We start from the raw sequence: 20,514 nt of genomic DNA on the forward strand, positions 1-20,514 counted from the left end.
TAAAATCCCTATAACAGTCAGGTGAAGTATGTTTGTAACTAGCCAGGCGGGAAAGTGCGGAAAAAAACCTATGCAATGCGTTATGTAGCAGGACAGCCTGCTGAGCGGATCTTTCCGCCAGGGGCGATGCTACATGTTGGGCAAGCGTTACCGCCCGGCGCACCACTCACAGCCGACCCGACATTACGGGTATTGGTGTGGAACATCTTTAAACAGCAACGTGCAGACTGGATGTCAGTGCTGCAAGGCTTTGGCAAAGATGCTCATCTGGTGTTGCTACAGGAAGCGCAAACCACCCCTGAATTGGTGAAGTTCGCCACCAGTAACTATCTGGCTGCTGACCAGGTACCTGCTTTTGTGCTGCCACAGCATCCCTCTGGGGTGATGACGCTGGCGTCGGCTCATCCGGTGTACTGCTGCCCATTGCGTGAGCGTGAGCCGTTATTACGGCTGGCAAAATCCGCGCTGGTGACCGCTTATCCGTTGCCCAATGGAGAAATGTTGATGGTGGTGAACATCCATGCCGTCAATTTCAGCCTTGGTATCGATGTCTACAGCAAACAGCTGGGGCCGATTGGGGAGCAAATCCAGTACCATCGAGGGCCGGTGATTATGGCCGGGGATTTTAATGCCTGGAGTCGTCAGAGGATGAAGGCGTTGTTTCGCTTCGCTCAGGACATGGCTTTACATGAAGTGACGTTTACCGATGACCATCGACGCAAAGCTTTTGGTCGACCGCTGGATTTTGTCTTCTACCGTGATATGAAGGTCAGTGAAGCCTCGGTATTGGTGACGCGTGCTTCTGACCATAACCCGTTGCTGGTTGAATTTAACTCCACCAGAACCACTCCGCGCTAAACTGCCACGTACAGCAGATTTTGCTCACCCGCATAAAAAGAAAAAGGCTGACATTTGTCAGCCTTTTCGCGCCATTAGGTGTCTGGCGTTGCGCTATTATGAACAAACAGCGTGAGGTTATCACCCGGCTGAATGCTCTTCGCATCACTTAATACACTGTTCCAGCGCATAACGTCCTGAATATTGACTCCATGACGTCGCGCGATACTGGCAAGAGAATCACCCTTACGAACACGATAGGTGATGCTGTTGCCGTTATCGGCCAGCTGCGAACCTTTATCGCCGATGGTCAGTTTCTGACCGATGCGAACTGAGGCACCGCGCAGGTTATTCTGCTGCTTCAGTGTATTAATGCTCACGCCGAGCTTGCTGGCAATGCCAGACAAGGTGTCGCCTTTGCGAACCGTGTAGCTGCTTCCCACATCACTGGCTTTTGCCAGTTGAGAAGGCTGCACGGCGGCAATATCACCAGATGCCAGTGAATTGCGCAGCTGAGCAACGTTGGACTTAGGCACCATAATGTAGTGCGGTCCATTCGGCGCTGTGCTGCCGTGTTTATAGCCAGCATTGAAGCTTTTCAGCTTACTTAACGACATGCCAGCCATATCTGCGGCTTGCGTCAGCTCAATTTGTTGACCCACTTCAACACGAGCCAGTGCTCGGCTCTCGTTCGGGGTCGGCAATTTGATGCCGTAGCGCTTGTTGTTCTTGAGAATATCGCTCAAGGCCAACATTTTAGGAACATAAACCGCGGTTTCGCGGGGCAGCGACAAACTCCAGAAATCGGTCGGCTTACCGCGCGCCTTATTCTGTTTTATCGCTTTCAACACACGTCCTTCACCACTGTTATAAGCGGCAACGGTCAGTAACCAGTCACCGTCAAACATGGTGTTGAGACGCTGCATCATATCCAGCGCAACCTTGGTAGACGCCACCACATCCCGGCGACCGTCATACCATTGGTTCTGTTTCAAACCATAGTTTTTGCCCGTTGTTGCAACAATCTGCCAAATGCCTGCGGCATTCGCAGAAGATGTTGCATGTGGGTCAAAAGCGCTCTCCACTATGGGTAGCAGTACCAGTTCCATCGGCATCTTACGTTTCTGTATCTGCTCGACTATCCAGTACATGTACGGCTCTGCCCGTAATGTTACATCGTGGAGATAGCTCTTATTTTTTAAGTACTTTGTTTTTTGTTCGCGGATCCGGGAGTTATCCGGAATCCCCATCTTCAACTCGTCACTAATGTGATTCCAGAGATCAGTGTCTTCTGCGAGGCTTGTTCCATCATCTTGCCAGCGCGGCGACAACAAGCGATCTCCGTACTTTCCATTTTCACCTTGACCAGCTGAAGACAGGCTCTGAGCATGCTGTTGCGGGATAGTGGCGTCATTCCTTGATGCCTGACAACCTCCCACCAGCAAGACAGAGGCGATTAATATCGCTTTTGCCTTCATGTGTGTGTCAATAGTTCGCTTAAAAGACGAGCAATCATACTTGACGGTCTGACACAACACAACCACAAATATCAAAAACGATCTTTCTTCTCGCGTAGATCTGCAAAAGTTTGCCATAGTGGCGCAGTTGTAAAATTACCGCCTAAAGCCTTTTGTAAATCAGCATCTTGCGTGCGAAGAAATAAATTTATTTCACGCTCTAAAGCCAAATTTGTTGGCAAAGTAATGCGATTTTCTGCTCGTAAGTCCTTAATTTGCTGGAACCTTGCTAAAATTTTCGGGTCATGGGGCAGAATAGCCGCAGCAAACTTCATATTGGATAAAGTGTACTCATGTGCACAGCAAATCAGAGTGTCGCCAGGTAGCTGGTTAAGCTTTTGAAATGACTCAAACATTTGTTGTGCGGTGCCTTCAAATAATCGGCCGCAGCCACCGGAAAACATCGTGTCACCACAGAAAAGATAAGGCGAGCTGTAATATGAGATATGTCCTAAAGTGTGGCCGGGGGTAGCGATGACACGGAAATTTATCCCCAACAGGGTAAATTCATCCCCATCGCCAACAATGCGGGTTGCACCTTTATCCGCAGTTTCTTGTGGACCGAAAACCTCCAGTTCAGGAAACTGCTGCAACAGTTCAGCGACACCACCGACATGATCGTGATGATGGTGTGTCAGTAAAATTGCCACCGGCTGCCAGCGATGAACACGGATTTTATCCAGCACGGGCTGTGCTTCGCCGGGATCGACAATCAGGCAGTGATTGTGTTCATCGGTCAGTGTCCAGATGTAGTTATCCTGCAACGCGGGAATACTGGTAAGATTCATAAACACCTCTCAGGCCGTAGAAAAAGGAAGATGGTAAAGCATGAAGCCGGCTAAAACACGCCAAATCCTGACTGCGCCACGCTCCTGGCGCGACATGCCCTGGGGCGATTATTTTCGCGACGCCTTAACCCAGCAACTGCAACCTTACCTTGGGAAGCTGTATGGCTTTCATATGCTTAAAATTGGCAATCTGAGCGCAGAAATCAATACCAGTCACTGCCCCATTTCGCATCAGGTGAATGTTGGGGAGCAGGGTGACGAGTTGCAGGTGATTGCCCGCGCGACCCAACTGCCGTTCGAATCCAAATCGATTGATGCCTGCCTGTTAGCTCACACCTTGTCCTGGAGCCAGGATCCGCATCGCGTGCTGCGTGAGGTTGATCGGGTGCTGATTGACGATGGCTGGATGATTATCAGCGGCTTTAATCCGTTTAGCCTGCTGGGTATCAGCAAAGGCATTCCGGGTCTGCATAGCCGAGCCCCGTGGAGCGGTCGGATGTTTAGCCAGATGCGTCTGCTGGACTGGTTGCATCTGCTGAACTATGAAGTGGTTTATCGTACTCGCTTCCAGGTGGTGCCGTGGCACCGGCAGGGCGGTAAAGTGATCAGCGCGCATCTGCCGGCATTGGGCTGTCTGAATGTGGTGGTGGCGCGTAAACGAACCTTCCCGTTAACGCCCACCAAAGTGAAAAAAAGCCTGAGTAAAACGCAACTGCGGCAGACGGTTAACGCGACGCGCCAGTTCCGCAACATGAAGGATCAGGATTCCGGCTGATAACCGACATCATCCTGGGTCGGCTGGCTGGCGGCGCTGCGCGCCAGCTCATCGCAGCGTTCGTTTTCCGGGTGACCGGCATGGCCCTTCACCCATTCCCACGAGATTTGATGCGAGCTCAGCGCCAGATCGAGCCGTTGCCACAGATCGACATTCTTCACCGGTTTTTTCTCAGCGGTTTTCCAGCCGCGTTTCTTCCAGTTATGAATCCAGCTGGTAATACCCTGGCGTACATATTGGCTGTCGGTGCTGATCACCACTTCACACGGCTGCGTCAGCGCTTCCAGCGCGACAATCGCCGCCATCAGTTCCATACGATTATTGGTGGTGAGGCGGTAACCGGCACTGAAGGTTTTCTCATGCTGGCGATAACGCAGAATGGCACCATAGCCACCGGGGCCGGGATTGCCGAGACAGGATCCATCGGTGAATATTTCTACCTGTTTACGCATCTCTGGTAGACTTCCTTACTGACAAAACACCAAGTCTGACATAAACGAGTCCTATGAGCACTGCAAATAACCGCCAGATCGTCCTCGATACCGAAACCACCGGCATGAACATGATCGGTGTGCACTATGAAGGACATCGCATCATTGAAATCGGTGCGGTTGAGGTGATCAACCGCCGCCTGACCGGTAATAACTTTCACATTTACCTCAAGCCAGATCGTCTGGTGGACCCGGAAGCCTTTGGCGTTCATGGTATTGCCGATGAATTTCTGGCGGATAAGCCGAGCTTTAGCGACATTGCCGCGGAGTTTCTTGAGTATATCCGCGGTGCGGAGTTGGTGATCCATAACGCATCGTTCGATATCGGCTTTATGGATTACGAGTTTGCCATGTTGCAGCGCGACATCGGCAAAACCGAGACGTTCTGCCAAATTACTGACAGCCTGGCGATGGCGCGCAAGATGTTCCCCGGCAAGCGTAACAGCCTTGATGCGCTCTGTAGCCGTCTGGAAATTGATAACAGCAAACGAACGCTGCACGGCGCATTACTCGATGCCGAAATTCTCGCCGAGGTGTTCCTGACCATGACGGGTGGCCAGACATCGTTGGCTTTTTCCCACGAGAGCGAGCAGAGCAGCCAGGTGGATGGCGAAAATATTCAGCGCATTGTTCGCCCGGCGTCGGGTCTGCGCGTCGTCAGCGCCAGCGATGAAGAGTGCCTGGCACATGAAAGCCGTTTAGATCTGGTGATGAAGAAGGGCGGTAGCTGCCTGTGGCGTGCCTGAAATGGCTGATTTTGCGTGGAAAAGCAACGTTAAGCTGAAAAAAACAGCAAACGAAACAAACCCACAGAAAAAGCGTTGACGGCAGATCGCCGTGCCATTAATATGCGCCTCGTTCCCGACGGGGAACACAGCGCGGTGCGGTAGTTCAGTCGGTTAGAATACCGGCCTGTCACGCCGGGGGTCGCGGGTTCGAGTCCCGTCCGCACCGCCAATCTATTTAAAGAAGCCGATTCAGTAATGAATCGGCTTTTTGCTTTTTCGGATTCGACAATCAAACGGCGCGATTATCGCGCCGTTCGGTTTAATCCTTCTGCACCGCCACCTTGCCACGATACGTGGCCGCCGGTACTTCACGTTCAGCACGCGCCAGCCAGCGATAGCAGCCCATGCCGAGCGCTACTCCGATAAACCAGCTAAAGTTGGCAACCTCATGCAGTGACGGAATAAAGCTGATAATCAGGCAAATTCCCACCGAAGGCAGCAGCGCGGCAATGGCTTTCGGGTTAAAGCCACCCTGATACCAGTAGCGGCCTTTCGGCGTATCATCAAACAGATCATCGACATACACTTTGCTGCGTTTGATCAGATAGAAATCGGCGATCAGAATGCCAAACAGCGGTCCGATAAAGGAACCCAGAACATCCAGCGTGTAGTGAATCAATTCAGGTGACTGGAACAGGTTCCACGGGGTCAGCAAGACAGAACCGACGGCAGCGATCATGCCACCGGTACGGAAGCTGATTTTCTGCGGTGAGCAGTTGGAAAAGTCGAAGGCGGGTGACACGAAGTTTGCCACGATATTGATACCAATAGTCGCGGTGATCATCGTTAACAGACCAAGCGCCACCGCCAAATCGTTACCCACCATACTGACGGTTTCGATAGGGTCGGTAATCATGCGTCCGAACAGTGAATTGGAGCCAGAGACAATCACCACCGTCACAATCGAGAACAGCAGGAAGTTGAACGGCAGGCCCCAGCGGTTGCCACGGCGAATCTCACCCATATTTTTACCGTAGCGAGAAAAGTCACCAAAGTTAAGCAGCGGGCCGGAGAAGTAGGACACCACCAGCGCCGTTGCGGTGATCATCTGCCAGGTCTGCTCGCCCGCACTCAACTGCTTGCTGGCCAGGGTAAAAGAGATACCGTCAAAACCGGTCTTGTATACAATCCATCCTGCCAGCGCCACCATGACCACGTACACCGCGGGACCCGCCACATCGATGAAACGTTTGATAGCGTTCATTCCGTGCCAGAACACCAGCGCCTGCAAGAACCACATCAGGCCGAAGCAGCACCAGCCCAGTTGCGATAAGCCCAGCCAGCTGCTGTGCGTCATGCTGGACAGTGACGGGAAGAACTTCAGCAGCACCAGCATCAACGCGTTAGCTGCAAGGTAAGTCTGAATTCCGTACCAGGCAAAGGCGATCAGGCCACGGATTATTGCAGGAATATTGGCACCGAACACACCAAACGCCTGACGCGAAATCACCGCATAAGGCACGCCCGCCATCTGGCTTGGCTTCGCCACCAGGTTGGCGCACAGCTGCACAATACAAATCCCCACCAGCAGACACAGCAGCACCTGCCAGCTTGCCAGCCCGAGTGTGAAGAAACTGGCCGCCACCACATAGCCGCCCATGCTGTGCACGTCCGACATCCAGAAAGAGAAAATGTTGTACCACGACCAGTTCTGGTCCCGCGTGGGTGCCAGATCCTCATTGCAAAGCCGTGGGCTATAGTGGGCGTTGGCTTCAGAGGCCACCGCAGAGGTCACTTCAGAATGATTTGGCATGAAACCTGCTCCTCTCTTTAATAATGAATAATAATCACAGCGTGAAACGGTATTGCAGGATCCAGGCCAGAATTGATTTCTTGTATACAAAAATTGTTTTTCGCGTATACGATGTGCTGTGCACAGACATTTACCGGAGTGGGAAATGAAGAGTGAAACAGGCCAGCGAACGGCCGCAGATCTGAATGATAGAGACGAACCCATCTACCAGGCGCTGTTAAGCGCGATTGTTGAACACCAGTTGCCCCCCGGCAGCAAATTGCCCGAAGAGGCGCTGTCTGAAGTGTTTGGCGTCAGCCGTACCGGTATCCGCAAGGTGCTGCAACGCCTCGCTGCGGTGCAAATGATTACCTTATCGCCCAGGCGTGGTGCACAGGTGGCGACACCTGGGGTGGAGGAAGCACGGGATATCTTCGCCACACGCAGTTTGCTGGAATGCGCCAACCTGTCGGCGGTACTGGCCCATGTGCAACCACCGCATCTGGCGGCGCTGGCGGATTTGATCGCCGCAGAACAGCATGCGCATGAACAACACGATGGTGCAGCGGCGATTCGGTTGTCGGCCGCGTTTCATATTCAGCTCCAGGCGATTTCAGGTAACCAGGTGCTGACCGAAATGGTGACGCACCTGACGCAACGCTCCTCGCTGGTCATTGCGGCGTACGGTGCCCCCTGGCAGCGCGGCTGCCGTTGTGATCATCACGATCGGCTGGTGGATCTGCTGCGGCAGAAAGATCTGGCCGGTCTGACGGCTGCGCTCCATCATCACTTCGAACATATCGTTGCCAGCCTGCACTTTGAGCGCAGCGGTGAAACCCTCCCCGATTTTGCCCGGCTGTTCGCCGGTAAAGGAGTCACCTGATGAGCCTGATTCAGGTTATTAACCCCAACACCAGCCTGGCGATGACGGAAACCATCGGCCAGGCTGCGCGAGCTGTGGCGGCACCGGGCACTGAAATTATCGCGGTGTGCCCGAGCCAGGGAGTGCCATCTATTGAGGGCCACTTTGATGAGGCAATCGCCGCCCTTGGGGTGCTGGAGCAGGTGAAGCGGGGTAAAGCGCAGGGTGTCAGTGGTCATGTGATCGCCTGTTTTGGCGATCCCGGTTTACTGGCTGCGCGCGAGTTGGCGACCGGCCCGGTGGTGGGTATCGCCGAAGCCGCGATGCATACCGCGACGCTGCTGGCGACGCGTTTTTCCATCGTGACCACGCTGCCACGGACCCTGGTCATTGCGCGCCATCTGTTGCAGCAATATGGTTTTACCCATCATTGTGCCGCCCTGCATGCCATCGATTTACCGGTGCTGGCACTGGAAGATGGTAGCGGTGTGGCGCAGGAAAAGGTGCGTCAGCGTTGTCTCCAGGCGAAACGGGAAGATGGTAGCGGGGCGATTGTGTTGGGATGTGGCGGCATGGCGACGCTGGCCCAGGATCTGACCCGCGAACTCGGTTTACCGGTGATCGACGGTGTCGGTGCGGCGGTCAAAATGGTGGAGTCGCTGGTGGCGCTGGGCTTTGGCACCAGCAAACATGGCGATCTCGATTACCCGCTAGAAAAACCGCTCACGGGTGCCTTCCAGCACCTAAACTAAGCACTGGTTGAGGTTTACACAGGAACTTACAGAATGAGTGATGTATCTGAAAAGAAAGAGTACAGCTTCAACAAAAACTATCCGCGTGACCTGATTGGTTACGCTGGTCAGCCACCGCATGCCCAGTGGCCGGGGAAAGCTCGCGTGGCGGTGCAATTTGTCCTCAATTACGAAGAGGGTGCCGAAAATAACGTGTTGCACGGCGACGCCGGTTCTGAGCAGTTTCTGTCCGACATCATCGGCGCTGCCAGCTATGCCGATCGTCACATGTCGATGGACTCGCTCTACGAGTACGGCTCCCGCGCGGGTTTCTGGCGCATTCACCACGAATTTCAAAAGCGCGGTTTGCCACTGACCATTTTTGGCGTGGCGATGGCGCTGGCACGCCATCCGGAAATCGTTGCTGCGATCAAAGCCGCCGACTATGACGTGGTCAGCCACGGCTGGCGCTGGATCCACTATCAGGGGATGGATGCGAAGACTGAGCGCCAGCATATGCAGCAGGCGGTCGATGTGCTGAAAGATCTGTTTGGCAAAGCACCGACGGGTTGGTACACCGGGCGCGACAGCCCGAACACACGCCGCCTGGTGGTGGAGCAGGGCGGTTTTAGCTACGACAGCGATTACTACGGCGATGACTTGCCGTTTTGGACGCAGGTGACCTGCCAGGATGGCACGGTAAAACCGCATCTGATCATTCCTTATACGCTGGAATGTAACGATATGCGCTTTGCCTCACCGCAGGGTTTCAACACCGCCGAGCAGTTCTACACCTACCTGCGCGATACCTTTGATGTGTTGTACGAAGAAGGGGAAACTGCACCGAAGATGATGTCGATCGGCATGCATTGCCGTCTGTTGGGCCGTCCTGGCAAATTCCGTGCTTTGCAGCGTTTCCTTGACCATATCCAACAACACGACCAGGTATGGGTGTGTACGCGCCAGCAGATTGCCGACCACTGGATGGAGACTCATCCCGCAGAATAAAAGCCCCCGTAGCGGCGCGATTTATCGCGCAGGGAATTTCGCGATAAATCGCGCCGCTACGGTTGTGGATGCATTTAAACCATCAAACTCACCTGCGCGGCAACAATACGCCAGCCGCACGGCAGTCGGACCCAGGTCTGCTGCTGACGGCCAATCTTCTCCGTCCCGGCACGGGTGAACTCGGTGCTGCACACCGCATAATCATCACCAAAGGTGGTGATCACCGTATGGCGCAAGTCGCGATCCAATCCGGCAGAGGGACGAGCCGCACGAAACGCCCGGATCTCCTCAATGCCATACAGATTTTCACCGGCGCCGAGACGCACGGTGCGGTTGTCGTGCCAGAACAGTTCATCCAGCACTGCTACGTCATTGCTGACCAGTGCCTGCTCGTAGCGGTAAAACGCGGCGGTGACTTCGGCGACAATCGCCGGACGATCGATATTCTCTGGGGTCATGGTTATGCGTCCATCAGGGTAGTTTGCGGCAGCGTCAGCCCTTGTTGTTGCAGCGCCCAGGCGGCGCGCAATGCCAGGTGTTCTTTAAACGGTGCTGCGATCAACTGCAAACCAATCGGCAAGCCGCTGGCGGTAGGTAGCGGCACGGTACAGACCGGCAGGCCGAGGAAGGAGATCGGCTGGGTCAGCATCCCCATGCTGGCACGGGTTGGCAGATCCTGCCCATTAATACGAATGGTTTCCTGACCGATGGTGGTCGCGCTGCATGGCGTCGCCGGGGCGATCAGCACGTCAAAATGTTCAAACAGCGGCAGTACCTGCTGCTGGAAATGGCGACGGAAGCGCTGTGCCTGCACATACCAGGCGGAGGGCAGCATCGCACCCGCTAACAGGCGTTCACGCGAGTTCGGTTCGAAACGTTCCGGCATCTCACGCAGTTTCGGCAGATAGTGATTCCCCCCTTCGGCAGCGGTCAGGATAAAGGCGGCAGAGCGTGCAATCTCGGCATTCGCCATTGTCACTTCATCGCTGGCCGTCAGCGCTTTGGCAGCAATAGCCAGCGCGGCTCGCGCGTCATCATCACACCAGGTAGAGAAGAAACCGCCCAGCACACCACAACGCAGCCCTTCAAGTCCTTGAGTCAGGGTTGGGCTGGCTGCCGTCACCGGTTGGGCAGCCTGAAACGCATCGCTGGCATCCGCACCCTGTAAGGTGTCGTACACCAGGCTGAGATCTTCTACCGAGCGGGCAAACGGACCGATATGGTCAAGGCTGGCAACAAACGGATGGCTGCCGCTACGCGACAAGCGACCAAAAGTCGGTTTCAGACCATAAATGCCGCACAGCGAGGCCGGTACGCGAATCGAACCGTTGGTATCGCTCCCGAGGGAGAAATGCACCAATCCGGCAGCGACCGCAGCGGCGGAACCGCCCGAGGAGCCGCCCGCCACCCGGCTGAGATCGCGCGGGTTGTGCGTGGGTCCGTAATGGGTGTTTTCGGTGGTGAAGCCGTATGCGTAAGCATCCATATTCAACATGCCGGAGAGCAGCGCGCCTGACTGGCGCAGTTTACTCACTGCCCAGGCATCGTCGCGTGCCGCCGGACGTTCGCTGAACAGGCTGGCACCGGCCAGGGTACTGTGCCCGGCGACATCAAACAGGTTCTTCACCGCATAGGGAATTCCCGCCAGCGGGGGGAGCGTTTCACCGCGCTGGCGCTGCGTATCCAGTTGATCCGCTTCTTTCAACATGCGCTGACCGGTGACTTCGGTCCAGGCATTCAGCGCCGGGTTATGTTGTTCAATCGCGGTCAATGTCTGCTCAGCAATGGCGCGTGCGCTAATCTCACCGTTGCTCAGTGCCTGTTGCAGCGCGCTTATCGAGAGGGTGGAAAGTTTCATAGCTTATACACTCCCGCCACTTCCATGCGATCGTCGAGTGGAAAGGCCATCAAGGGTTCGGCCATCGCGGCAATACGGTTGAATTGGGTTAAAAGCTCGGCGCGGCGCGCCTCATCCAGCTCCAGCGCCAGAATCTGTTCCATCTGGGCGATATAGGCGGCCCAGTCCGGTTGTGTCGTCATCTTTTCTCCTTAGAAACCTGCGGCGCTGCCGTTGCTGCGAGGGTCAAATGCGCCTTCAAACATGCCGTTGTTATGACGGATGATGGCACCTGCGTGACCCACCACCTCACTAAAATCGGGCAACAGCTCCACTTCATGACCCAGCTCGCGTAATTGCTGCACCGTTTCCGGCGCGAAACGCGCTTCCAGCTTGAGGGAGTCAGAGGATTGTCCCCAGGTGCGGCCCAGCAGCCAGCGTGGTGCGCTCACCGCCTGTTGCAACGGCAGCCCCTGAATCACATGACGGGTAAAGATCGCCGCCTGGGTCTGTGGCTGACCATCGCCACCCATTGAACCGTAAACCATAGTGCGGCCATCTTTCAGCCGTGCCGCCGCCGGGTTAAGGGTATGGAAGGGCTGTTTGCCTGGTGCCAGCGCCAACAGGTGGCCCGGCTGTAAACTGAAAGCCGCACCGCGGTTTTGCCAGGTGATGCCGGTACCCGGCAGCACCACGCCACTACCGAATTCGTGGTAAATGCTCTGGATAAAGGAGACTGCCAGCCCGCTGCTGTCCATCACCCCCATCCACACGGTATCACCGGGGCCTTTGCCGGTGCCCCAGGGGGCGGCGGTCGCATCATCAATCTGCGCGGCGAGGCCAGCCAGATGATCAGCATCCAGCAGGCTCTGCACATCAATGTCGATATGACGCGGATCGGTAATATGTTGGTCACGCAGGCCAAAGGCTTTCTTGGTGGCTTCAACGATGCGGTGCACGGTCTGCGCGTCATCCGCTTCCGCCATGTTGAGGCGATCGGTGATGCCGAGAATCGCCAGCGATACCAGCCCCTGGGTCGGCGGGGTCATGTTCCAGATGTCGCCTTCGCTGTGGGCCAGATGCAACGGCGTGCAGCGGCGTGCCTGTTGGCGTTGCAAATCTTCCAGCGTGATCGGCATACCCAGCGCGGACATCTCACGCGCCAGATGGTGCGCCAGCTCACCGCGATAAAAACTGTCTAACCCCTGTTCGCACAACAAACTCAGCGTGTTCGCCAGCGCCGGTTGGGTAAAGCGGCTGCCTGCGGCAGGTATTTCGCCATCGGGTAAAAAGTTGGCGGCAAAACCGGGCTGATCCTGTAATTCATCACGTTTCGCTGCTGTCGCTGCCGCCTGTGAAGCGGTGACGGGAATACCGTCGGCCGCGTAGCGGATGGCATCGCGCAGCAGACGTGCCAGCGGCAGTGCCGGGCTGCCCAACTCAGCAGAGAAGGCCAGCGCCTCCTGCCAGCCGCTGACGGTACCGGCCACGGTCAGGGCCGCTTTGGGGCCACGGTGTGGAATTTTTGTTGCGCCGTGGTAGAAATCAAAGTGCGCCAGTGAACCGGCAGCACCGCTGGCGTCAATGGCGATCGGATCACCACCGGGAGGCACGATCAGCCAGAAGCCATCGCCACCTAAACCATTCATATGCGGGTAAACCACGGCGACAGTGGCGGCAGCCGCCACCATAGCTTCGATGGCGTTGCCACCTTCGCGCAGCACGGCTAAGGCACTTTCACTGGCGAGATGATGCGGGGTTACGGCCATACCTAACGGGGCCATATTGCTCTGTATCATAGTGAACTCATTTTTGGGTACATGGCAAAGTTATAGCAAGAGCTGTTCCAGTTTTGGTCGGACACCATTGTGGATCGATTTATGCTAGCTTGTGATGAAACGAAAGTTACAGGACGAATGATGAAACAGCTAGATGAACGCCTCCGCAGTCACTATCCGCAACTGTCGCCGCAGGAGCAGCGCATTGCCGATTTTGTCTTTGACCATTTTGATGACCTGATCAGCTACAACAGCGCCGAGCTGGCGCGGCTGAGCGGGGTATCAAAAGCCACGGTGAGCCGGCTGTTTAAGCGCCTCGGTTACGAAAAATATAAAGACATGCGCGATGAATTGCGCACGCTGCGCCAGAGTGGCATGCCGTTGACCGACAACCGTGATGCTGTGCAGGGCAACACGCTGCTGTCGCGCCATTATAAGCAGGAGATGGCGAACCTGACGCAGTGGGTCAACGGCATCGACCCGCAGCAATTTGGTGAGGTGATTCAGGCGCTGGCACAGGCAAAACGCTTGTTTATCATTGGTATGCGTAACGCCTATCCGGTAGCGCTGCACCTGCGCCAACAGCTGATGCAGGCCCGTCCTCAGGTCCATGTGCTGCCGCAACCGGGTCAGACGCTGGGTGAGGAGCTGGTGGATATCACCCCTGATGATGTGGTGGTGGTGATGGCATTTCGTCGCCGTCCACGCATTATCCGTCCGTTGATGCAGCAGTTGCAGCAGAGCAACATTCCGGTACTGGCGCTGTGCGAACCCCAGGCGCAGGGCATCCTCACCCTGGCGCGTTGGCAGTTGTGTGCGCCGCTCGACAGCGTCTCCGCCTTCGATAGCTACGCTTCTGCCATGAGTCTGATTAACCTGCTGGCCAATGCGTTGCTGCATGAAATGTTGTCAGAGGGGCGTCAGCGAATTCACCAGATTGCCGACCTTTATCAGCATCTGGATGAGCTGGAACACCGTTAAAGGGCACCTTTTTGGTGCTTTGCACCTTTTTTGATCAGAATCACAGACGGGCAATGCGCCCGTTTTTTTTCGTCTGATAATGCAGAAACCCTGATTTTACGTGGAAGTGTTCTTTTTGTTTCGGTTGGCACATTAGTTGCAGAACGATTCATCAAGAATCTTTTGTTTCACATAAACTCACCGGGGTGCATAATGAAAAAAGTTTTAATGGCGGTAGCGGGCGCTGCTCTGATGATGGCGCAGGTTGGTAGCGCAATGGCCGATCAGTTGCAGGACATCCAGAAACGCGGCGTGATCCGCATTGCCGTGCCGCAGGACTTCCCGCCGTTCGGTTCTGTCGGCACCGATTTACAGCCGCAGGGCTACGACATCGACATGGCGAAGTACCTCGCCAAAGAGATGAAACTGAAGTTGCAGCTGGTGCCCGTTTCCAGTGCCAACCGTGTGCCTTACCTGCAAACCGACAAAGTCGATCTGGTGATCTCCAGCATGGGGAAAAACGCCGAGCGTGAAAAAGTGATCGACTTCAGCCGTGCTTACGCACCGTTCTTCCTTGGCGTATTTGGTCCGAAAGGCGAAGAAATCAAAGATGCGGCGGCGCTGAGCGGCAAATCCATCGGCGTAACCCGTGGTGCGGTAGAAGATATGGTTCTGACCGGTATCGCTCCGAAAGATGCCGAGGTGAAACGTTACGAAGATAACAACACCACGCTGTCTGCTTATCTTTCAGGTCAGGTGCAGTTTATCGCCACCGGTAACCTGGTCGTCGCAGCGATTGCCCGTCAGAACCCGGCCAAAGCCCCGGTGGCGCAGTTTATGCTGAAAGACTCCCCGTGCTTTATCGGTCTGAAGAAAGACGAGCCAGCGCTGAAAGATAAAGTGAATGCGCTTATCGAGCAGGGCATTAAAGATGGCACCCTGAACAAACTGTCCGAAGAGTGGCTGAAAGCGCCACTGCCGGCCAACCTCGGCGCATAAGAAGGACGGCCAATGATTGGGCAACTTAACTTTGCTGCGCTGTGGCCACACTGGCCGGAGTTACTGGCAGGGCTGTGGGTCACCATCCAACTGACGGTGCTGGCAACGGTGGGTGGCGTCGCGCTGGGTATTCTCGGTGCCGCGCTACGCAGCGGTAAACCCAGCGTGGCGGGGCGCATCTGGGGCATTTACGTCGAGCTGATTCGTAACACGCCCTTTGTGGTGCAGCTGTTTTTTATCGTCTTTGGTTTACCCAATCTTGGTCTGAAACTGACGGCGGGCGAAGCTGCGCTGCTGGCGATGCTGATTAACCTCGGTGCCTACAGCACCGAGATAATTCGTGCCGGTATCCAGGTGACACCAAAGGGGCAATGGGAAGCGGGCCGTGTACTCGGCCTGACCCGCAGCCAGACGTTTTTGCGTGTGGTGCTGCCGCCGTCGTTGCAACGTATTTATCCGGCGCTGGTCAGTCAGTGCATCATCGTGATGCTGGGTTCTTCGGTGGTATCGCAAGTCTCCTATGAGGAACTGACCTTCGCCGCCAACCTGATTCAGTCACGCACCTTTTTGAGTTTTGAAGTCTATCTGGTGACGACGTTGATCTACCTGGCGTTGTCGATTGCCATGCGTCAGCTACTGCTGGCCGTAGGGCGTAAATGGTTTGGAGCGCAGCCATCATGACCACGTTTACCGATTGGGATATCGTGCGCAACCTGCTGCTGGCGGCGCGCTGGACGATTTTGCTGTCGCTGGTGGCCTTCTTTGGTGGCACGCTGGTGACCCTGCCGCTGCTGTTTCTGCGCCTGCTGCGTAAGCCGTGGCTGATGCGGGTGATTCGTGGTTATACCGAACTGTTCCAGGGGACGCCGCTGCTGATGCAGTTGTTTCTGGCTTTCTTCGGTGTCGCACTGTTTGGCATCGACGTTGCCCCCTGGACCGCTGCCTCACTGGCGTTGACGCTCTACACCAGCGCCTTTCTGGTGGATATCTGGTACGGCAGCATCCGTGCCTTGCCGAAAGGGCAGTGGGAAGCCTCGCGCTGCCTGGGCCTGACCTTCGGCCAGACGCTGTATCGCGTGGTTGCCCCGCAGGCAATCCGCATTGCCATCGCCCCAACGGTCGGTTTTGCCGTGCAGGTGATCAAGGGCACCGCGCTGGCTTCAATCATTGGTTTTGTCGAACTGACTAAAGCCGGCACCATTCTGAACAACGTGACTTATCAGCCGTTTAAGGTATTTGGCCTGGTGGCGTTGGGTTACTTCCTGATGTGTTATCCGCTGTCGCGTTACAGCCAGTACCTGGAGAAAAAATTCAATGCCGCTCATCACCATTAATCAGGTACAGAAGTACTACGGCGACAACCACGTCCTTAAAGGTGTCGATCTCGATATCGAAATGGGCGAAGTGATCTCCATCATCGGACGGAGCGGATCGGGCAAAAGTACCCTGCTGCGCTGCATGAACGGGCTGGAAGGCTATCAGGAAGGCAGCATCAAACTGGGCGGGATGACCATTACCGACCGTGAATCGCAGGCGCGTGAAATCAGCCGCTCGGTCGGAATGGTGTTCCAGAGTTTTAACCTGTTCCCGCATATGACGGCGCTGGAAAACGTGATGCTGGCTCCGCGCCGCGTGCTGAAAAAAAGCGAAGCCGAATGCCGGGAGCTGGCGAAGCAGATGCTGGAAAAAGTTGGCCTCGGTGAACGCCTGGATTATTACCCGGCCAATCTCTCGGGTGGTCAGCAGCAGCGTGTGGCGATCGCCCGTGCGCTGGCAATGCAACCCAAAGTATTACTTTGTGACGAGATCACCTCCGCACTCGATCCCGAGCTGGTGGGTGAAGTGTTGAAAGTGCTGGAGAAGCTGGCTGCCGAAGGTATGACGCTGATTCTCGTGACACACGAAATGAACTTCGCCCGCGATGTGGGCGATCGAGTGGTCTTTATGCATCAGGGGCGCGTCTGGGAGCAGGGCGACAGCAAAACGTTGTTCGCCAATCCGCAAACGGCGGAGTTGAAACAGTTTATCTCGACGGTCCGTCTCTAAGACATCAACAAGGAATTCATCATGGACATCACGCAATTTCCGCAAATCAATCCGCCGCAGCGTCTGCTGATGGGTCCGGGACCGATCAACGCCGATCCGCGCGTGCTGCGCGCCATGTCGACGCAACTGATTGGTCAATACGATCCGGCGATGACGAATTACATGAATGAGGTGATGGCGCTGTATCGTGGCGTATTCCGCACCGAAAACCGCTGGACGATGTTGATCGACGGTACCTCACGCGCCGGGATCGAAGCGGTCCTGCTGTCAGCGATCCGTCCGGGTGACAAAGTGTTGGTGCCGGTGTTTGGTCGTTTTGGTCATTTGCTGTGTGAAATCGCGCGTCGCTGCCGTGCGGAAGTGCACACCATTGAAGTGCCGTGGGGCGAGGTGTTCACACCGGATCAGATCGAAGATGCCATCAAACGTATCAAGCCGCGTCTGCTGCTGACGGTGCAGGGCGACACCTCCACTACCATGCTGCAACCGCTGGCCGAGCTGGGGGCGATTTGTCAGAAATATGGCGTGCTGTTCTACACCGATGCCACCGCCTCATTGGGGGGGAACGCGCTGGAGACTGACGCCTGGGGGCTGGATGCGGTGTCTGCCGGGATGCAGAAATGCCTTGGCGGTCCATCCGGTACCTCGCCGATCACCCTCAGCCCGCAGATGGAAGCGGTGATCCGCAAGCGTAAATGCGTGGAAGAGGGCATCCGCACCGCCGAGCATCAGGACGGCGACGACGAGATGATCTACTCCAACTACTTCGACCTCGGCATGATCATGGATTACTGGGGACCGGAGCGTCTTAATCACCATACCGAAGCCACTACCGCGTTGTTTGGCGCACGCGAGTGCGCGCGCCTGATTATGCAGGAAGGTCTGGATAACGGAATCGCCCGTCATAAGTTGCACGGCGATGCGCTGCTGAAAGGCATTCAGGGGATGGGACTGGAAACCTTCGGCGACCTGCAACATAAAATGAATAACGTGCTTGGCGTGGTGATCCCGCAGGGCGTTAACGGCGATCAGGTGCGTAAGCTGGTGCTGGAAGATTTCGGTATCGAGATTGGCACCTCCTTTGGCCCCCTGCACGGCAAAGTGTGGCGTATCGGCACTATGGGCTATAACGCGCGCAAAGATTGCGTGATGCAAACCCTGACGGCGCTGGAAGCGGTGCTGAATCATCTCGGCTTCCGTTCCACCCAAGGTGCGGCGCTCCAGGCGGCCTGGGATCACTACGGGAGCCACGCATGAGTGAAAGCCTGATGACCGCCAGCGAGGCGCAGTTAGCCGCCGCCCGTGTCATGGCGCGTTGCGATGCGCTGGCTGAGATCAGCGAAACCGACGATGGCCTGATGCGTGTCTACCTCTCGCCAGAGCAGATGCGTGCCAATCAGCGTGTCGGCGAGTGGATGCAGGCGGCAGGAATGACGGTGTGGCAGGATGCGGTGGGTAACATTTGTGGCCGCTACGAATCCGCCACCCCAGGCGCACCGGCGTTGCTGCTCGGTTCACATCTCGACACCGTACGTAATGCCGGGCGCTATGACGGTATGCTCGGTGTGCTGACGGCCATTGAAACCGTGCAGTGGCTGCACGATCACCAACAGCGTCTGCCGCTGGCGGTGGAAATCGTTGGCTTTGGCGATGAAGAGGGCACGCGTTTTGGTATCACGCTGCTCGGCAGCCGGGGCATTACCGGAAGCTGGCCGGAAAGCTGGATTACCCATCCTGATGGCAACGGTATCACCGTGGCTCAGGCGATGCAGGATGTCGGTTTAGATGCGGCAAAAATTCTTGACGCCGCGCGTGATGTGAACGATATCGCCGCCTATCTGGAGCTGCATATCGAGCAAGGCCCATGTCTGGAGCAGGACGATCTGGCGCTCGGCGTAGTGACCGCCATCAACGGCGCACGCCGCCTGAACTGCCGCTTTACCGGCGAGGCGGGGCACGCGGGTACGGTGCCGATGACGCACCGTAAAGATGCGTTGGCCGCTGCCGCCGAGTGGATGGTGTTTATTGAGCAGACCACCCGCGAGCTGGACCCGCAGTTGGTGGCGACGGTTGGGACGCTGCACTGCGCGCCCGGCGCGGTGAATGTGATCCCCGGCGAAGTACAACTGTCGCTGGATGTGCGTGGCCCACAGGATGAACCGCTGGAACGTTTGCTGTCGATGCTGCTGACTCAGGCCGAGGCCATCGCCTTACGCCGTGGGCTGACGTTTGACGCCGATGAGTTTTATCGCATCAACGCCACTGCCTGTGATGCGCGTCTGCAACAGGCGCTGAGTCATGCGGTCGAAACGGTGCAGGGGCGCAGCCTGTCTCTGCCCAGCGGGGCAGGGCATGATGCGATTGCCATCGCGGAACGCTGGCCGGTCGGCATGTTGTTTGTGCGCAACCATCGCGGTATCAGCCATCATCCGGCAGAGTCGGTGCAGGCTGCGGATGTGGCGTTCGGCGTGCAGGCTTATGTGCAGGCGGTGTGCGACCTGGCCCGTGGATAAAAAAGGAGTGGTGGCATGAAGCTGGAAAACTTTAATCAGTTGTCGCCCGCGGAGGCGCAGGCGGCGATTGCCCATTGTGTCGCCATTCCTGCCTGGCAACAGGCGCTGGTGGCAGCGCGTCCATTCAGCAACCCACAACAGTTGCTGGCTGAGGCGGAGCGTCTGGCGCAGCAGTGGCAGGGTGCGGAGCTGGAGCAGGCGCTGAGTGCACATCCTCGCATCGGGGAAAAAGCCGCTGGCGAAGGCAAAGAAGCCACGTTTTCGCGCAGTGAGCAATCGGCGATGCTGGATGCCAACGGCGCGTTACAATTTGCCATGCTGGCGGGTAATCAGCGTTATGAACAGCGCTTTGGCCGGGTGTTTTTGATTCGTGCCAAAGGGCGTAGCGGTGAAGAGATGCTGGCAGAACTGCAACGTCGGCTTAACAATGATGTCGTGACCGAACAGCAAGAAGCGCTGACGCAACTGCGGGAAATTACCTTATTAAGGTTAAAGGAGAGCATCGCATGAGTACCATCACCACGCATATTCTGGACACCGCGCTGGGTAAACCGGCGATTGGGGTGGCGGTCGCGCTGGAGCAGGACAGCCCGGAGGGATGGTTGCTGCTGGCACAGGGCCACACCGATGCTGACGGGCGAATTAAAGACCTGACACCGGAGCCGTTAGCACCGGGGCATTATCGTCTGGTTGCCGAGATTGGTGATTATTTTGCAGCAACAGGGCGTGATGCGTTATACGTCAGTGCCCAGATCGATTTTGTGTTGGGTGAAACCGGCAGCCATTATCATCTGCCGTTTCTGATTTCGCCCTGGTCGTGGTCGACTTATCGCGGTAGTTGAGTGCGGTCTG

The 20,514-nt window shown here is 56.2% G+C and carries 23 protein-coding genes and 1 tRNA gene; 16 read left to right on the plus strand and 8 right to left on the minus strand.

The window, feature by feature from the left end; all coding sequences use genetic code 11:
- The first annotated feature begins 54 nt into the window (after positions 1-54).
- Positions 55-858 carry an endonuclease/exonuclease/phosphatase family protein gene (locus tag AC6I8T_RS04170; RefSeq protein ID WP_208724867.1) on the plus strand — a complete coding sequence of 268 codons (804 nt, stop codon included), beginning with the start codon at positions 55-57 and terminating at the stop codon, positions 856-858.
- A gap of 74 nt (positions 859-932) precedes the next feature.
- Here AC6I8T_RS04170 and mltD read toward each other — a convergent pair whose 3' ends face one another.
- Positions 933-2,315, minus strand: coding sequence for a murein transglycosylase D (gene mltD, locus AC6I8T_RS04175; RefSeq protein ID WP_208724869.1), 1,383 nt, complete (start codon positions 2,313-2,315; stop codon positions 933-935).
- 71 nt (positions 2,316-2,386) lie between these two features.
- A complete protein-coding gene (gene gloB, locus AC6I8T_RS04180; protein ID WP_208724870.1) occupies positions 2,387-3,142 on the minus strand; it encodes a hydroxyacylglutathione hydrolase in 756 nt (251 codons plus the stop codon).
- A 40-nt stretch (positions 3,143-3,182) separates the two neighbouring features.
- Here gloB and AC6I8T_RS04185 point away from each other — a divergent pair, with 40 nt between their 5' ends.
- Positions 3,183-3,917 (plus strand): class I SAM-dependent methyltransferase, encoded by a 735-nt coding sequence (locus tag AC6I8T_RS04185; RefSeq protein WP_021186131.1) that lies wholly within the window; start codon positions 3,183-3,185, stop codon positions 3,915-3,917.
- Here AC6I8T_RS04185 and rnhA read toward each other — a convergent pair.
- Positions 3,902-4,369: a ribonuclease HI gene (gene rnhA / locus AC6I8T_RS04190; protein ID WP_208724872.1), complete on the minus strand. Its 468-nt coding sequence runs from the start codon at positions 4,367-4,369 to the stop codon at positions 3,902-3,904. The two genes, AC6I8T_RS04185 and rnhA, sit on opposite strands and share 16 nt — an antisense overlap.
- Positions 4,370-4,422: 53 nt before the next feature.
- Here rnhA and dnaQ point away from each other — a divergent pair, with 53 nt between their 5' ends.
- Both dnaQ and AC6I8T_RS04200 read left to right on the plus strand, forming a co-directional pair.
- Positions 4,423-5,154, plus strand: a complete 732-nt coding sequence (gene dnaQ / locus AC6I8T_RS04195) for a DNA polymerase III subunit epsilon (RefSeq protein ID WP_021186133.1) — start codon at positions 4,423-4,425, stop codon at positions 5,152-5,154.
- A gap of 134 nt (positions 5,155-5,288) precedes the next feature.
- A tRNA-Asp gene (locus AC6I8T_RS04200) sits at positions 5,289-5,365 on the plus strand.
- A gap of 90 nt (positions 5,366-5,455) precedes the next feature.
- Here AC6I8T_RS04200 and AC6I8T_RS04205 read toward each other — a convergent pair.
- The gene (locus AC6I8T_RS04205; protein WP_021186134.1) at positions 5,456-6,949 is read right to left on the minus strand and encodes an NCS1 family nucleobase:cation symporter-1; all 1,494 of its coding nucleotides are present in this window, start codon (positions 6,947-6,949) and stop codon (positions 5,456-5,458) included.
- A 145-nt stretch (positions 6,950-7,094) separates the two neighbouring features.
- On the opposite strand from AC6I8T_RS04205, the gene AC6I8T_RS04210 reads away from it, so the two are divergent.
- The 3 genes from AC6I8T_RS04210 to puuE are packed head-to-tail and all read left to right on the plus strand — an operon-like array spanning position 7,095 to position 9,529.
- Positions 7,095-7,811: a GntR family transcriptional regulator gene (locus AC6I8T_RS04210; protein ID WP_208724876.1), complete on the plus strand. Its 717-nt coding sequence runs from the start codon at positions 7,095-7,097 to the stop codon at positions 7,809-7,811.
- Positions 7,811-8,542, plus strand: coding sequence for an aspartate/glutamate racemase family protein (gene hpxA / locus AC6I8T_RS04215; protein WP_208724878.1), 732 nt, complete (start codon positions 7,811-7,813; stop codon positions 8,540-8,542). Before AC6I8T_RS04210 ends, hpxA begins: the two co-directional genes overlap by 1 nt.
- 33 nt (positions 8,543-8,575) lie before the next feature.
- Positions 8,576-9,529 carry an allantoinase PuuE gene (gene puuE / locus AC6I8T_RS04220; RefSeq protein WP_208724880.1) on the plus strand — a complete coding sequence of 318 codons (954 nt, stop codon included), beginning with the start codon at positions 8,576-8,578 and terminating at the stop codon, positions 9,527-9,529.
- 74 nt (positions 9,530-9,603) lie between these two features.
- Here puuE and hpxZ read toward each other — a convergent pair whose 3' ends face one another.
- Genes hpxZ through AC6I8T_RS04240 form a run of 4 tightly spaced genes read right to left on the minus strand, consistent with a single transcriptional unit; the run spans position 9,604 to position 13,165 of the window.
- Positions 9,604-9,987: an oxalurate catabolism protein HpxZ gene (hpxZ, locus tag AC6I8T_RS04225; protein ID WP_021186138.1), complete on the minus strand. Its 384-nt coding sequence runs from the start codon at positions 9,985-9,987 to the stop codon at positions 9,604-9,606.
- 2 nt (positions 9,988-9,989) lie between these two features.
- Positions 9,990-11,387 (minus strand): AtzE family amidohydrolase, encoded by a 1,398-nt coding sequence (locus AC6I8T_RS04230; protein WP_208724881.1) that lies wholly within the window; start codon positions 11,385-11,387, stop codon positions 9,990-9,992.
- Entirely contained in the window at positions 11,384-11,569 is a 186-nt protein-coding gene (gene hpxX, locus AC6I8T_RS04235; protein ID WP_021186140.1) for an oxalurate catabolism protein HpxX, read from the minus strand. Before hpxX ends, AC6I8T_RS04230 begins: the two co-directional genes overlap by 4 nt.
- Positions 11,570-11,578: 9 nt before the next feature.
- Positions 11,579-13,165 (minus strand): gamma-glutamyltransferase family protein, encoded by a 1,587-nt coding sequence (locus AC6I8T_RS04240; RefSeq protein ID WP_208724883.1) that lies wholly within the window; start codon positions 13,163-13,165, stop codon positions 11,579-11,581.
- Positions 13,166-13,285: 120 nt separating this feature from the next.
- Here AC6I8T_RS04240 and hpxU point away from each other — a divergent pair, with 120 nt between their 5' ends.
- From hpxU to uraH, 9 genes are all read left to right on the plus strand, one after another.
- Positions 13,286-14,125 (plus strand): MurR/RpiR family transcriptional regulator HpxU, encoded by an 840-nt coding sequence (hpxU, locus tag AC6I8T_RS04245; RefSeq protein ID WP_021186142.1) that lies wholly within the window; start codon positions 13,286-13,288, stop codon positions 14,123-14,125.
- Between the two features lie 192 nt (positions 14,126-14,317).
- Positions 14,318-15,103, plus strand: a complete 786-nt coding sequence (locus tag AC6I8T_RS04250; protein ID WP_021186143.1) for a transporter substrate-binding domain-containing protein — start codon at positions 14,318-14,320, stop codon at positions 15,101-15,103.
- Between the two features lie 12 nt (positions 15,104-15,115).
- Positions 15,116-15,784 (plus strand): amino acid ABC transporter permease, encoded by a 669-nt coding sequence (locus AC6I8T_RS04255; RefSeq protein ID WP_497833526.1) that lies wholly within the window; start codon positions 15,116-15,118, stop codon positions 15,782-15,784.
- Positions 15,781-16,437, plus strand: coding sequence for an amino acid ABC transporter permease (locus AC6I8T_RS04260; protein WP_021186145.1), 657 nt, complete (start codon positions 15,781-15,783; stop codon positions 16,435-16,437). The genes AC6I8T_RS04255 and AC6I8T_RS04260 overlap by 4 nt, the downstream gene beginning before the upstream one ends.
- Entirely contained in the window at positions 16,418-17,149 is a 732-nt protein-coding gene (locus AC6I8T_RS04265) for an amino acid ABC transporter ATP-binding protein (protein WP_497833527.1), read from the plus strand. The genes AC6I8T_RS04260 and AC6I8T_RS04265 overlap by 20 nt, the downstream gene beginning before the upstream one ends.
- Positions 17,150-17,170: 21 nt before the next feature.
- Positions 17,171-18,406 (plus strand): pyridoxal-phosphate-dependent aminotransferase family protein, encoded by a 1,236-nt coding sequence (locus AC6I8T_RS04270; protein WP_021186146.1) that lies wholly within the window; start codon positions 17,171-17,173, stop codon positions 18,404-18,406.
- Entirely contained in the window at positions 18,403-19,662 is a 1,260-nt protein-coding gene (gene hpxK / locus AC6I8T_RS04275; RefSeq protein WP_208724888.1) for an allantoate amidohydrolase, read from the plus strand. The genes AC6I8T_RS04270 and hpxK overlap by 4 nt, the downstream gene beginning before the upstream one ends.
- Before the next feature lie 15 nt (positions 19,663-19,677).
- A complete protein-coding gene (uraD, locus tag AC6I8T_RS04280; protein WP_021186148.1) occupies positions 19,678-20,172 on the plus strand; it encodes a 2-oxo-4-hydroxy-4-carboxy-5-ureidoimidazoline decarboxylase in 495 nt (164 codons plus the stop codon).
- The gene (gene uraH, locus AC6I8T_RS04285; RefSeq protein ID WP_208724892.1) at positions 20,169-20,504 is read left to right on the plus strand and encodes a hydroxyisourate hydrolase; all 336 of its coding nucleotides are present in this window, start codon (positions 20,169-20,171) and stop codon (positions 20,502-20,504) included. Before uraD ends, uraH begins: the two co-directional genes overlap by 4 nt.
- Positions 20,505-20,514 lie beyond the last annotated feature (10 nt).

The sequence above is a fragment of the Pantoea sp. X-Soil-OKNW-556 genome (assembly GCF_059730695.1).

Coding starts and splice junctions, on each gene's coding strand:
- mltD (WP_208724869.1), bottom strand. CDS start 2,315: ATGAAGGCAAAAGCGATATTAATCGCCTCTGTCTTGCTGGTGGGAGGT.
- gloB (WP_208724870.1), bottom strand. CDS start 3,142: ATGAATCTTACCAGTATTCCCGCGTTGCAGGATAACTACATCTGGACA.
- AC6I8T_RS04185 (WP_021186131.1), top strand. CDS start 3,183: ATGAAGCCGGCTAAAACACGCCAAATCCTGACTGCGCCACGCTCCTGG.
- rnhA (WP_208724872.1), bottom strand. CDS start 4,369: ATGCGTAAACAGGTAGAAATATTCACCGATGGATCCTGTCTCGGCAAT.
- dnaQ (WP_021186133.1), top strand. CDS start 4,423: ATGAGCACTGCAAATAACCGCCAGATCGTCCTCGATACCGAAACCACC.
- AC6I8T_RS04205 (WP_021186134.1), bottom strand. CDS start 6,949: ATGCCAAATCATTCTGAAGTGACCTCTGCGGTGGCCTCTGAAGCCAAC.
- AC6I8T_RS04210 (WP_208724876.1), top strand. CDS start 7,095: ATGAAGAGTGAAACAGGCCAGCGAACGGCCGCAGATCTGAATGATAGA.
- hpxA (WP_208724878.1), top strand. CDS start 7,811: ATGAGCCTGATTCAGGTTATTAACCCCAACACCAGCCTGGCGATGACG.
- puuE (WP_208724880.1), top strand. CDS start 8,576: ATGAGTGATGTATCTGAAAAGAAAGAGTACAGCTTCAACAAAAACTAT.
- hpxZ (WP_021186138.1), bottom strand. CDS start 9,987: ATGACCCCAGAGAATATCGATCGTCCGGCGATTGTCGCCGAAGTCACC.
- AC6I8T_RS04230 (WP_208724881.1), bottom strand. CDS start 11,387: ATGAAACTTTCCACCCTCTCGATAAGCGCGCTGCAACAGGCACTGAGC.
- hpxX (WP_021186140.1), bottom strand. CDS start 11,569: ATGACGACACAACCGGACTGGGCCGCCTATATCGCCCAGATGGAACAG.
- AC6I8T_RS04240 (WP_208724883.1), bottom strand. CDS start 13,165: ATGATACAGAGCAATATGGCCCCGTTAGGTATGGCCGTAACCCCGCAT.
- hpxU (WP_021186142.1), top strand. CDS start 13,286: ATGAAACAGCTAGATGAACGCCTCCGCAGTCACTATCCGCAACTGTCG.
- AC6I8T_RS04250 (WP_021186143.1), top strand. CDS start 14,318: ATGAAAAAAGTTTTAATGGCGGTAGCGGGCGCTGCTCTGATGATGGCG.
- AC6I8T_RS04255 (WP_497833526.1), top strand. CDS start 15,116: ATGATTGGGCAACTTAACTTTGCTGCGCTGTGGCCACACTGGCCGGAG.
- AC6I8T_RS04260 (WP_021186145.1), top strand. CDS start 15,781: ATGACCACGTTTACCGATTGGGATATCGTGCGCAACCTGCTGCTGGCG.
- AC6I8T_RS04265 (WP_497833527.1), top strand. CDS start 16,418: ATGCCGCTCATCACCATTAATCAGGTACAGAAGTACTACGGCGACAAC.
- AC6I8T_RS04270 (WP_021186146.1), top strand. CDS start 17,171: ATGGACATCACGCAATTTCCGCAAATCAATCCGCCGCAGCGTCTGCTG.
- hpxK (WP_208724888.1), top strand. CDS start 18,403: ATGAGTGAAAGCCTGATGACCGCCAGCGAGGCGCAGTTAGCCGCCGCC.
- uraD (WP_021186148.1), top strand. CDS start 19,678: ATGAAGCTGGAAAACTTTAATCAGTTGTCGCCCGCGGAGGCGCAGGCG.
- uraH (WP_208724892.1), top strand. CDS start 20,169: ATGAGTACCATCACCACGCATATTCTGGACACCGCGCTGGGTAAACCG.